The organism is uncultured Roseibium sp., assembly GCF_947499295.1.
Taxonomy (GTDB): Bacteria; Pseudomonadota; Alphaproteobacteria; order Rhizobiales; family Stappiaceae; genus Roseibium.
Genome location: NZ_CANMNP010000008.1, coordinates 58209 through 70076 on the forward strand (window position 1 = coordinate 58209; position 11868 = coordinate 70076).

At 55.5% G+C, this 11868-nt stretch carries 10 protein-coding genes; 7 read left to right on the top strand and 3 right to left on the bottom strand.

Annotated elements, in window-relative coordinates; all coding sequences use genetic code 11:
* Nucleotides 1-75: 75 nt before the first annotated feature.
* Nucleotides 76-1050, bottom strand: coding sequence for a hypothetical protein (locus Q0835_RS14060; protein WP_298819023.1), 975 nt, complete (start codon nucleotides 1048-1050; stop codon nucleotides 76-78).
* Between the two features lie 486 nt (nucleotides 1051-1536).
* Here Q0835_RS14060 and Q0835_RS14065 point away from each other — a divergent pair, with 486 nt between their 5' ends.
* Nucleotides 1537-2739, top strand: coding sequence for a VWA domain-containing protein (locus Q0835_RS14065; RefSeq protein ID WP_298962162.1), 1203 nt, complete (start codon nucleotides 1537-1539; stop codon nucleotides 2737-2739).
* Between the two features lie 107 nt (nucleotides 2740-2846).
* On the opposite strand, the gene Q0835_RS14070 is transcribed toward Q0835_RS14065, so the two are convergent.
* The gene (locus Q0835_RS14070; protein WP_298962165.1) at nucleotides 2847-3287 is read right to left on the bottom strand and encodes a YHS domain-containing (seleno)protein; all 441 of its coding nucleotides are present in this window, start codon (nucleotides 3285-3287) and stop codon (nucleotides 2847-2849) included.
* A 302-nt stretch (nucleotides 3288-3589) separates the two neighbouring features.
* On the opposite strand from Q0835_RS14070, the gene Q0835_RS14075 reads away from it, so the two are divergent.
* The 6 genes from Q0835_RS14075 to Q0835_RS14100 all read left to right on the top strand — a co-directional run bounded on the left by Q0835_RS14075 (nucleotide 3590) and on the right by Q0835_RS14100 (nucleotide 11203).
* Nucleotides 3590-4078, top strand: a complete 489-nt coding sequence (locus Q0835_RS14075; protein WP_298962168.1) for a twin-arginine translocation pathway signal — start codon at nucleotides 3590-3592, stop codon at nucleotides 4076-4078.
* Nucleotides 4079-4099: 21 nt separating this feature from the next.
* Entirely contained in the window at nucleotides 4100-4711 is a 612-nt protein-coding gene (locus tag Q0835_RS14080) for a ferric reductase-like transmembrane domain-containing protein (protein WP_298962171.1), read from the top strand.
* 152 nt (nucleotides 4712-4863) lie between these two features.
* Nucleotides 4864-6102, top strand: coding sequence for a benzoate/H(+) symporter BenE family transporter (locus Q0835_RS14085; RefSeq protein WP_298962174.1), 1239 nt, complete (start codon nucleotides 4864-4866; stop codon nucleotides 6100-6102).
* 104 nt (nucleotides 6103-6206) lie between these two features.
* Entirely contained in the window at nucleotides 6207-7574 is a 1368-nt protein-coding gene (locus tag Q0835_RS14090) for a DUF3179 domain-containing protein (protein ID WP_298962177.1), read from the top strand.
* Nucleotides 7575-7965: 391 nt separating this feature from the next.
* Nucleotides 7966-8982, top strand: a complete 1017-nt coding sequence (locus Q0835_RS14095) for a TAXI family TRAP transporter solute-binding subunit (RefSeq protein ID WP_298819009.1) — start codon at nucleotides 7966-7968, stop codon at nucleotides 8980-8982.
* Between the two features lie 91 nt (nucleotides 8983-9073).
* Entirely contained in the window at nucleotides 9074-11203 is a 2130-nt protein-coding gene (locus Q0835_RS14100; protein WP_298962180.1) for a TRAP transporter permease, read from the top strand.
* Between the two features lie 57 nt (nucleotides 11204-11260).
* Here Q0835_RS14100 and Q0835_RS14105 read toward each other — a convergent pair whose 3' ends face one another.
* Nucleotides 11261-11854 carry an NAD(P)H-dependent oxidoreductase gene (locus Q0835_RS14105; RefSeq protein WP_298819004.1) on the bottom strand — a complete coding sequence of 198 codons (594 nt, stop codon included), beginning with the start codon at nucleotides 11852-11854 and terminating at the stop codon, nucleotides 11261-11263.
* Between the last annotated feature and the right edge of the window lie 14 nt (nucleotides 11855-11868).

Sequence of the window (11868 nt, forward strand, 5' to 3'; positions counted from 1 at the left end):
CGCAAGGTCTGGCGGATCAGTTTTTACTGCACGGCATTCAAGCCGGTCCGCCAAGGTAGGTTTGCATCGACGAGGTCAGACATAGGCCTGAATGGGATTTCCGACATGTGGCATGCCATGGATCTGCGGCTGATCTGCACGAAAACCGAAGGCGTCCCGCTCATCGAACAAAAACTCGGACAAGTTTTCCATGATGCGAGCTCTTGCACCCGGCACGTGAAACCTCAAGTTTCGCAATCCACGAACGTAGTCGGAGAAAACCGGGTCGCGCGCACCCAGTGGACGACGGAATGCCAGCTGCCTGTCGCCGAACACAGGCTTATATCCAAATATGGAAAGCCCAATGAGTTCGCGTGCCAAGACACGTGGAATGTTTTGCCGTGTGTCCCAAAACATGCGCAAATTCCAACTAATGAACTTTTTCCAACAAAGCTTCTTGAACTCAGGTGTATTCCGCACGAAACCCGCCGGCACGTTACCAAATTGCGCGAATTGCTGCTCCAACTCCCGCAATTCCTTGCCAAGAGTTGCCTCACATTCACGCCAGAGACCGCGTTCGTAGGGCTCAAGCGTTATGACAAACTCATGGTTTGCAGTTGCACCCCCGACGATCAGAGCGTCATTGAGAAGTGGCGTCCAACGATCTTCGCTCAAGATACTGCCAAGCCCACAAACCGGCACAACGTTCCTGGTCGGGAGGCGAGTATTCACTGGCAAGTCCGCGTCGTTTACTTCCTCGCGCTCTGCTTGTGCAGCGTCGGCCAGCATTGCTGTTTCTCTTTCCTGAATGCCATTGGCAGCAGTAATGCCGAAATTCATGATCAGGTTTCTTGCCTTGCGGATTTCGGTACCACCGAGCAGCACTAATCTCAGCTGATTTTGGCCCGTCGCCCGATACAGCCTGTAAGCTGCCCGGATGTACATTGTCATGGCAAGATCCCTGTCCCAGGACGGCGGAATGTAGCGACCGACCCAGGCGTTATCTTGTCGGTAGATGTTTTTGACGGCTTGGATTTCTCTGTTGAATGTTTGGAAATTCATCAACGGCATGGGTCTTTCCTCCCTATTTGTCCCGAAGGAGCGGTTCCGATACCTCCAAGATGGTGGAAAGCGTTGTGAATGCCCTGTGACCATGGACACTTCACATGTCTGTAAATGAGAGAAAAGTTTCGGGAATACCTGAACGGACGGTCGGGAACGCACAAAGCCGCGGCAAGCGTCGGGTCTTTGGTTTTGTCGACGCACGGAAACAAGGCTCCGTTGCCTCAAACCCCACCAACTAAGCTCCTGAATGCTCAAGTCGAAAATCTGTGCCGTTCAGCACACTCTTCAGCCTCTGAACATGTGAAGAAGACGTCAGCTTTGGGTTGGTGTCGACGGGGTCCGTTTCTTAACCTACTGAAAATACTTCAGATCCATGCAATAGCAAATCGATCACAACTACGTTGGTCACCTGTACAAGGTTCTTTCGCTGTGTTAGCGGAATTGTCGTTCTACTGCTCGTTCGAGCAAATATTTCAATGGGATACTTCAAGCATGAAATCTTTCATACCCGGTTGCTTTCCGTTGTCATTGGCAGTCGCGGGAGCGCTGGTTTTTTCAAGCCCTGTTCTGGCCCAAGACACTTCAAACCGTGGCAAGGCCATGATGGTCCTGGATGCCTCGGGCAGCATGTGGGGCCAGATTGACGGGGTTCCGAAAATCTCAATTGCACGTGATGTGATCGATGGTGTTCTCGGAAAGTGGGACCCGGCCGTCGACCTGGGTCTCATGACATACGGGCACCGGCGCAAGGGCGACTGCAATGACATTGAAGTCATTCAATCCGTCGCGCCTCTTGAGCCTAACAACTTTTCTTCGCTTGTCAGGGGCATCAATCCGCGCGGCAAAACACCCATTTCGGAATCGCTCATTCGCGCAGCGCGTGAACTGCGGCATGTTGAGGACCCTGCCTCCGTCATTCTGGTCAGCGACGGCCTTGAAACCTGCGAAGCAGATCCCTGCCTGGCTGCAACGCTCCTTGAAAACAGCGGCATTGATTTCACAGTCCATGTTGTCGGCTTTGACCTGACAGATGAGGAAGCACGCCAGTTGCGCTGCATTGCCGACAACACGGGCGGCCGCTTCCTGAACGCCGACAATGCAAGCGAATTGACTGAGGCCCTTGCCGAAACTGTTGTTGCGGTCAGCGAAGAAGTGGTTGCCAAGCCCGCCGCATCACAACCGGCACCACCCATTGTACCCAAGAAGATCACCGAACTTGATCTCGACCGGCTGAGCTTCGACGTCCACAAGATCGAAAAAGATGCCGCTTCCGGTAAAGTTGTCGCGACCGGAACGTCGAACGGCGTTGGCTGGACGGTCACTGCCAACAGCATCTACGAACCGTATTCCAACATCAAAGGCGGTGCAGGCTTCAACGATCTCCCGGGCCGCTATGACGATCTGCATGTCGGGTCCGACTTTACGATCACCTTTGATCAGCCAGTGACTTCGATGCTTGTTGTGCTTGCCAATGACAATGACACGGGAGACGGGCCGAACTTCCAGGAACTGCCGCCCGTCGATTTTGTCGACGCCAGCAATCCCGATGGTGGCACCCAGGTGAAAATCGAAGATAAAGGCGGCGCGTTGTTCTACTACTACGACATCAACATCACATCGATGACGCATGTGAACGACAACGGCATCAATGACGGTTGGGACCTGGCGTTCTTCGTGTTTCCGACAGCCAACTGATCCATTTGAACAAGAAAAAGATGCCGCCAGGTCAACCAGGCGGCATCTTTATTTGAATTTCTCGTCGAGGCTTGGGATCAGGCAGAGCAGACCAAAATTCAGCGCTTTCAATTCAACCCCGGCCAGTTCCTGTTTGCCTTGGCAATATAGCCTGGGATATCGCGGCTCCAGGTCCGCTGAACAGGCTTGGAGTAGTTCACATAGAGTTTGCCGGCCACCACTTTATAAGCGAGCGGATCGACACCGACCTTGTAACCGCGTGAAACGCCATAGGCGCAATAGCCGTCAAATTGCGGGGCATAACTTGCAGGGTTCGCAGAGAAGGTGTCGCGGTTCCGTGCTGACGTGAACTGGTATGTCAGTCCCCGGTATTGCGCAGTAAATTCAGCGCGGCCCTGCTTGGGGGTCTTTCCCGAAAAATAAGTCACCGGGTCGTAACCTGTCAGCGCAAGCGGGCTTTTTGCGTAAGCTGGCAATGCTGAAGTCGCGACAATCGCACTAACGGCAGCTGTCGCAACAAGTCCTAGCAGTCCTCTACGGTTGATCATGAAACCTCCTCGGGTTTTCATCGTTCGGATGAGGATGTTGCGCGACAGGCTGACATTCAATGAACAATCATTTGAACCGAGTTGGCTTGCTGGCCTTCAAACCTGCTGTTTTCAGATTTCTGCGCGCAATCGGCGCACGTTACGAGGAGCAGAAGCGGCCGGATCACGAAACCGTGAGCTTGGTTTATCGCGCTTCCTGACAAGCTGAACTCGGAAATTGCCACAAACGCACTATACTTTTGATCGGCCGTGTTTGGTCCCGAAGGTACATATGGGCGCCAATTCCGACAGGAGAGACATTCATGACCACCGATCTCATCACCCGCCGCAAACTTCTCGCTGCTGGAGGTGTTGCATTGACGATGGGCACAACCGGATTGTTGGTACCCGCTCAGGCACAAGGCCTCGCGCCAACGCGTTCTATGCGGGGTGGTTCCAACAATTACCGTCCCGATGCTCCAATCGTCGACCGCATAGGGGATGGCGGCTTCTGGATGACTGGTACCGTGCGCCGCGCAGGCGATGGTGCACCTCTTGCCGGTCAGCGTATTCAGATATGGGCTCACACGACCGAAGGGCATGAACGCGATCCGCAAAGTCACGGCGCAACCCTTACCGATGCCAATGGCAACTTTCGCCTTGAAATGCCGCAGATCGTGCCCGCGTTTGGGCAACCGCACGGTCACCTTGCCTACGATAGCGAGGAGTTTGAAACGGTGTTCCTGCGTCCAATCATGTCAAGCTCGAAGGACACCAGCCTGGAGGCGCATTTCGTCCTTACACCGGCCTGACCCGACTTGGGGCTTCCTGAGATGAGCCGGATGCGCGGTTACCTGGTCTGGGGCGTGCTGGTGATTGTTATCGCGATACCGATTTTGGCCGCTGCAACAAGCCCACTGCTTGCCTGGCGGCAACCCGTTTACATTGTTGCCGGATTTGCCGGTGTTGCGGGCATGGCCCTTCTCTTGGTTCAGCCTCTTCTTGCAGGCGGCTATCTGCCCGGGCTTGCCGGCACGCGCGGGCGGCGGCTCCACCGCTATACCGGGACACTGCTGATTGCCGCTGTCCTGCTCCACGTTGGCGGGCTTTGGATCACCAGCCCACCGGATGTTGTCGACGCCTTGCTGTTTCGTTCTCCAACGCCGTTTTCCGTATGGGGTGTTCTTGCCATGTGGGCTGTTCTGACCGCAGCCTTTCTTGCCGGGTTTCGACGCCGCCTGCGGTTGACGGTGCGCTCGTGGCGACGTGCCCACACAATCCTGGCGATAGTCATTGTCACCGGTAGTGTGGTTCATGCTCTTTTGATCGAAGGAACGATGGAAGTCATGACGAAGTTCGCTCTGTGTGCTCTTGTCGTTATCGCGACAGTGAAAGTCATCGTGGACCTCAAGGTCTGGACGAAACGGCCGCCGCGCGAAGTCTGAAGCAAGTCATTTTGATCGCTCTAGCCGGCAGCATGTTGCCACTCCGTCGGCTCATGGATCACATGATTGCCGATATGCAGGGCCAAGAGCTGTCCTAAGACCTTTCGGAAGCGCTTTCGTCCGGTTGAGGATCTTGCCGTGGCCGCGTTGCTATGCTGTGGTCGAGCGTGCGCAGTGCGCGCGAACCATGCCTGAAGAACGAGCCTTCCATGTTCCGTGATCTCACGTTTCCAGCCACCTATATGGGGCTGCTTGCAGCCTTTGTCGGATACGCGGCCTCCTTTGCCATTGTGCTTGCCGGCGTAAAATCGATGGGTGCCACCGATGCACAAGCCGCGACCGGACTGTTTTTCGCTACCATCGGCATGGGCATCTGCAGTATCTGGCTCCCGGCCGTCACACGGATCCCGGCTGCGGTCGCGTGGTCAACTCCCGGCGCTGCATTTCTTGCGGCAACCGTTGCACTGCCGGGTGGATTTTCAGAAGCCGTCGGAGCTCTGATCTGTTGCGCCGCGCTAATCGTCGTGACCGGGTTCATCCCGGCACTCGGACGTGTTGTCGCCGCCATTCCGAAACCGATTGCAAACGGGCTCCTGGCAGGTGTTTTGTTGAAATTATGCTTTGCGCCGGCTTTGGCTCTAGGAACGATCCCCTTGCTTGTGTTGCCTGTCCTTCTGGCCTGGCTGGCCGGACTTGCCTGGAACAGGCTTGCTGCAATGCCATTTGCCGTCATCGCCTTTGTGATCGTACTTTTCTTGACCGTGAATGGCGACACCGGAACCGTCGGCGCGGAAACGCAATGGCTGCCGGCATTTACGCCTGTCATGCCGACCTTTTCCATTCATTCATTTGTTTCCGTCTCTTTGCCGCTCTATCTCGTGACCATGGCAGGTCAGAACATTCCGGGCTTCGCCGTTCTGGAGCTGAACAAATACCCGGTCAACCGGCAGCCACTGCTCCAGAAGACAGGGCTGGTGAGTCTTTTGATCGCACCGTTCGGATCGGTGCCGGTCAACATGTCCGCGATCACCGCTGCAATGATGGCCGGAGAAGATGCCGGACGCGATCCGGCAGGGCGCTACTGGGCTGCCATCGTGTCTGGAATTGCCTACACGCTTCTGGCATTTGCTGCTGGACTTGTGACCTCTCTTGCAGGCCTTGCACCGACAGATCTGATCACTGCGGTTGCGGGGCTGGCGCTGATCCCGGCTTTCGTCAATTCCGTTTCGGCGGCGTTTAGCGATCGTGAGCAACTTGAAGCACCGGCTTTAACATTTCTGATCGCAGCCAGCGGAATGATGCTTTTCGGTATCAGCGGCGCGTTCTGGGGCGTCGTTGCCGGTAGCATTGTCTGGGTCGCAAAAGCCGTCGTTAAAAGACACACGACGTGAACGAAACGTGATGCGGCGCTCTTGTTAGCGACCTCCTCACGAGAGTTTTGTGTGCATGTGAACGCGTGAATCCGCAGACTGGCATTGGCCAAACGGAGGATGCCATGCCACTGACGCGTCGCGGATTTACTGGAATGCTTATTGCAGCTGCCGTCACACCTGCACCATTGAGAGCACAGGACGATCCGGTTCTGGCAGCCCTTCGATCTCCGCTTTACGGTACAAGTTCAGAATTCGCGAAAGGCATGATCTTCTTGCGTGAACGCGGCAGTCCAGACGTCGTGCCCGCGCTCTTGACCAGCATGCGATTTTCCAGAGGGCGGCAGGGACGGATTGCCGAGGTGATGGACGAATTGGCGGGTCAAAAATTCGGTACCGACTGGTTCGAATGGATGCTCTGGCAGGAACGCAACCCGCAGATCATCCCCCATCCGTCACTGATCCCTTTCAAGCGTGAGGTTCTGCTTGGGATAGACGAAAATTTCGACGTCTTCCTGAAACCGGAGTCTCTGGCTCGCAAGCGGATGAAAATACGGTTTGAGGAAATTGCCTGGGGCGGTGTCCGAAAAGACGGAATTCCTTCCCTCGACAACCCTGAACTGCTTCCAGCGGCCAAGGCGGACTATCTCAAGGGCGATGACCTCGTTTTCGGCGTCTCGATCAATGGTGACACCAGGGCCTATCCATTGCGGATCATGGGCTGGCATGAAATGTTCAATGAAGTCATCGGAGGCGTTCCGGTCGCACTGGCCTACTGCACGCTGTGCGGCTCGGGCATCTTGTTCGAAACCAAAGTGAAAGGCCGAAGGAGGCCGCTGGTTTTCGGTTCCTCCGGCTTCCTTTATCGCTCCAACAAGCTGATGTTCGACCGGGAAACCCATTCGCTATGGAACCAATACACCGGTAAACCGGTGGTCGGTCCGCTGGTGGACAGTGGCATTGAATTGAAGCAGCGTCCCGTCGTGATAACAAGCTGGGATGCCTGGAAGGCCTCCCATCCCAAAACCCGGGTGCTGTCTCTGAACACCGGCCATCGACGCGACTACGGCTCAGGCGTCGTTTACCAGGACTATTTTTCCTCTGCCGAGCTCATGTTTCCAGCGCTGGTTGATCAATCACGGCATCGCCAGAAAGACTATGTCTTCGCAGTCCGCCAGTTCGGGGCTGCCAGAGCTTGGCCGCTGGATGCCTTTGAAGAGAAATCGATTATCAACGACGCGATTGCACAAACGCCTCTCGTCCTGATCGGCAATCCCTCAAAACGCACCGTGCGCGCCTATGAGCGCGGGCCTCATCGATTTCAGCAACGCGGCGAAGAGCTTCTCGATGATACCGGTCTGGCATGGACCGTGACAGAAACCGCGCTGGAACGTTCAGACGGGAAGAAACTCCCCCGTGTGGCAGGTCATATCTCCTATTGGTTCGCATGGGACAATTATCTGGGTGATGCCGCAACCATCTATGGCGGTTAACGGCTTGATCTATCGAAGCTTCCCTTCAAACAGGATGGTAGAAGCAATCTGAACAGCAACGTCACCTGCAGTCGCTGCAACAGCAGTCTTTAGATCTCACATATGGTCGATCTGCCTAACTTGAATGCAATTCAAGAAATACAACCTGCACAGCAAATATTAGCGATGGCACCACACCTTACGGGTTGTACTCAAGATACGAATTTGCCCCTGAATTCGACATACCTGCTCAAAAATAAGTTATTGGAGAAATAATACTGATAATTCGCATTGATTTCACAGAAATTCGCCCGATTTAGCCGTTACCAGACTCTGAAAATCGCTGACAATGCAAGTTTCCCGAGTATCTGAGCGCAGAAAATCATCTGGGTTCCATCTGTGGAGAGATTCTATGACTTCAAAAAGCAAGGCAGGACTTTTGAACGTTTTCTCTAGGTGCGCACCAGCGCCGCTGGTGGCGGCACTGACCATTGGTCTGCTCGTCCCGGCGGCAGTGGCGGAAGACCGCAGCGACTGGCCGACAAGCTTCTCGGTCGGAACGGCAAGTCAGGGCGGAACCTATTTCGTATATGGCTCAGGCTGGACAAATCTTGTTTCAGATCAGCTTGGCATCCCGGGCGGAGCCGAGGTCACCGCCGGACCGGTACAGAATGCAGCGCTTGTCCAAACCGGTGACCTCGATTTCGGCATGGTCACCATGGGGCCGGCATTCGACGCGATCAACGGTGAAAGCGCTCTTGCGCCAGGACTGAAACATGATCAGATCCGGGCGATCTTCCCGATGTACAAGACCGCATTCCATATCATGACCCTGGAAAGTTCCGGCATCGACAGCATCGATGACATTCCGGAAGGCGCAACTGTAGGCTTTGGGCCGGTTGGCGGCACCCCTGGAACGTACTGGCCACGGTTCTTTGATACGTTCGGCAAGTCCGTGACTGCGCGCCACGGAGGAGCAGCAGACCTTGCCGGCCAACTTCAGGACGGCTTGATTGATGTCTACACTTGGGCAGCAGGGGTCCCCTTCCCGGCATTCTCGCAAGTCGAAGCGCAGGCTGACGTCAATTTCATCGGCATGACGGACGATCAGGCCAAACAGATCGCAGCGGACCATCCGGTGTCTCTTTTCACTATCCCGGCCGGAACTTACCCGTCCCAATCCGAAGATCATGCGAGCGTTTCCATGTGGAACTTCGCGATCGCGCGCGCTGATCTTCCGGACGACTTTGTCTATGCAGTCGTCGATGCGGTGATGAGCAACAATCCAAGGATGCTCGACATTCACAAGGCAGCCATCGAAACCCTGCCGGAAAACTACGACAAGAACGCATTCATTCCCTGGCACCCGGGAGCTGTTCGCTGGTTCAAGGAGAATGGCTTCGAGATCGACCCAGCCCTTGGCGGCTAAGCGATCCGGAACACGATAGATAATTGCCTTTATCCCGGGCCGCATGACAGTGGCCCGGGTATACTATGTGCCAGATCGAGACCGAAACGTCATGTCCGACCCGATTGACCCCGTTCCCGCCCAACAGGGTGAAGCTACCAGCCGCGCCTTGCAGGGTTGGCAGGGGAAATTGTTCGGTCTTCTGTGTGTGCTTTACGCAGCCTGGCATCTTTACAGTCTCAACATCGCACCCCTGGAGACCTGGCTTTTTCGCATTCTTCACATTTGCGGAGCCCTCGTTCTCGGGTTCGGGCTGACGGGAGTGCTCATCACCGGGCCTGACAATCGCCTGCGTAAAGTCACGATGGAACGGGTCATTGCGCTCGCCGCCGGACTGCCGGTGATTTATGCACTCGTGCTGACCGTTTACGGTGTCATTCAATATTGGAACTCGGGGACCGTCGAGAACGCCGACACGACCTTTGCCTATTTCGGGATATCGCTCGCTGTCGGCACGCTGTTTGCGATTGTTGCCGGCTGGTTCATACGCGGCAAAGAAGGCCATATTTCCCCGATCGACTGGGTTCTGGTGCTGGCCAGTATTGCATCGACCGGTTTCATCGCTCTCAGTCTAGATGCCTTGAACTTGAGACTGCGCGCGGGCACGCCATTTGCCGATCCGCAAAATGCCTGGGCCGCATTTGTTGCCATGGCGCTCATGCTGGAACTTACACGCCGTGTCGCGGGTCTCGCCCTGGTAGCGATTGCAGCAATATTTGTCGGATATGCCTTTTTGGGGCCCTGGCTACCCGGATTTCTGGAACACCGCGGGTACGATGCAAAGCGGTTTTTCAGCTACGTTTTCACCGACAACGGTATTCTCGGCCCGACAACCGCCGTCTCCTCCACCTACATCATTCTTTTCATCATTTTCGCGGCCTTCCTTCAAAGCTCAAAGGTCGGCGATTATTTCGTCAACCTGGCCTTTGCAACAGCTGGCCGGGCACGCGGCGGGCCAGCCAAAGTTGCCGTGTTCGCTTCCGGACTGATGGGAATGATCAATGGCACTTCTGCCGGTAACGTTGTGTCGACAGGCTCGCTGACGATCCCGCTGATGAAGCGTGTGGGATACCGCCCACAATCGGCAGGCGCAATCGAGGCTGCTGCCTCAACCGGTGGCCAGATCATGCCCCCTATCATGGGTGCTGGTGCCTTCATTATGGCCGAGATCACGGGAATTCCATATACGGACCTCGTCATCGCAGCACTGATCCCGTCCGTCCTCTATTTTGTCTCTATCTATTTTATGGTCGATTTCGAGGCGAAGCGTCTTGGCATGCGCGGCATGACCAATGACGAAGTGCCCAAATTCAGGAAACTCGCCAAGCAGGCATTTCTGTTCCTGCCGATATTCATTCTGGTCGGCTCTCTTTTCCTTGGTTATTCGGTGATCCGTGCAGGCACGCTTGCGATTGCGTCTGCCGCTGTCGTGAGCTGGCTCACCCCGTTTCGTATGGGCCCGCTCCAGATCATCGAAGCCCTGCGCAATGCGTCTCAGATGTCCATCCAGATCATTACGGTCTGTGCTACGGCTGGCATCATTGTCGGCGTGATTTCATTGACAGGCGTCGGCGCCAGGTTCTCTTCTCTGCTGTTCGAACTCGCAGAGACCAGCAAACTGCTCGCGCTGATATTCGCGATGATCATCTCGATCATTCTGGGCATGGGTATGCCGACGACCGCAGCTTATGCGGTTGCCGCCTCGGTGGTGGCACCCGGCCTGATCGAACTCGGCATTGAGCCGCTGATTGCGCATTTCTTCGTGTTCTATTTTGCGGTCGTCTCCGCGATTACTCCGCCGGTGGCGCTTGCCGCCTATGCGGGCGCTGCCATTGCAGGAGCAGAGCCCATGCGCACATCGGTGACGGCATTCAGGGTCGGCCTGGCCGCGTTTATCGTACCGTACATGTTCTTCTACAGCCCCGGTCTTCTGATGGAGGCCAGCTGGATAGAAATCATCCGCAATGCAATTACCGCCATCATCGGCGTCTATTTCCTGTCTGGCGCCGTTCAGGGCTATCTGATGAGCCCCCTTGCCCCGATCTGGCGTATACTGCTTCTGGGAGCCGCCCTTTGCATGATTTCCGGCGATTGGCGTACCGACGTGATCGGCATCGTACTCGGCGCTGCGCTTTGGTTTAAATCGCGTCATGATGTTGAACACGTCACCAGGGAAGCCTGATATTCGGGCAGGCTAATTTACACGCTCGTCTGTCGCTTGAAAGACCTGAAAACCGCCTTATCGCAGGAAAGCCGCCATCTCCTTCCTTGCCTTGGCAAGGTAGTTCTGACGGCTCTCCTGGGTCGAGCTGTCCATCTTGTAGTGTGCCAGATAACGTGTCTTGCAACGCGGTTTTGCAAGAAGCTTGATGCCGCGCATGATGGTTTTGCGCCCAGGTTCTCCAACAAACTTGGACACAAACCAACTTGCCCCACAGGTCGTCACGATCCCGATGCGCGAGATATTCTGCATGTTGGGCCGCAAGTCCTCAGTCGCGGTCGGCATGATGAACGTCTCATGCGGCACCCACACCCGTTCCAACCACCCTTTCAGCATTGCCGGAAGACCGAACCACCAGGTTGGATAAATGAACACGATCGCCTCGCACCACTTGATATCAGCCAGATCCTGCGCAATCGGTACGGTATTCGACTGCGGTGTGTGATAGCCACGCCGTTCCTGCGCACTCATGACCGGGTCGAATTCTCTCGCATAAAGATCCGTCAGGCGCACATCGTGGCTGTCTTCCTCAAGGGCGCTGATAACGGTCTTGCACAGCGCAGCATTGAAGCTTTCTTCACAGGGATGACAGTAAACGACAAGAACGCGCATGCGCTTGGCCTTAA

What these genes read in the sequence shown, in the direction of transcription:
- Q0835_RS14060 (WP_298819023.1), bottom strand. Translation starts at nt 1,050, where the DNA reads ATGCCGTTGATGAATTTCCAAACATTCAACAGAGAAATCCAAGCCGTC.
- Q0835_RS14065 (WP_298962162.1), top strand. Translation starts at nt 1,537, where the DNA reads ATGAAATCTTTCATACCCGGTTGCTTTCCGTTGTCATTGGCAGTCGCG.
- Q0835_RS14070 (WP_298962165.1), bottom strand. Translation starts at nt 3,287, where the DNA reads ATGATCAACCGTAGAGGACTGCTAGGACTTGTTGCGACAGCTGCCGTT.
- Q0835_RS14075 (WP_298962168.1), top strand. Translation starts at nt 3,590, where the DNA reads ATGACCACCGATCTCATCACCCGCCGCAAACTTCTCGCTGCTGGAGGT.
- Q0835_RS14080 (WP_298962171.1), top strand. Translation starts at nt 4,100, where the DNA reads ATGAGCCGGATGCGCGGTTACCTGGTCTGGGGCGTGCTGGTGATTGTT.
- Q0835_RS14085 (WP_298962174.1), top strand. Translation starts at nt 4,864, where the DNA reads ATGCTGTGGTCGAGCGTGCGCAGTGCGCGCGAACCATGCCTGAAGAAC.
- Q0835_RS14090 (WP_298962177.1), top strand. Translation starts at nt 6,207, where the DNA reads ATGCCACTGACGCGTCGCGGATTTACTGGAATGCTTATTGCAGCTGCC.
- Q0835_RS14095 (WP_298819009.1), top strand. Translation starts at nt 7,966, where the DNA reads ATGACTTCAAAAAGCAAGGCAGGACTTTTGAACGTTTTCTCTAGGTGC.
- Q0835_RS14100 (WP_298962180.1), top strand. Translation starts at nt 9,074, where the DNA reads ATGTCCGACCCGATTGACCCCGTTCCCGCCCAACAGGGTGAAGCTACC.
- Q0835_RS14105 (WP_298819004.1), bottom strand. Translation starts at nt 11,854, where the DNA reads ATGCGCGTTCTTGTCGTTTACTGTCATCCCTGTGAAGAAAGCTTCAAT.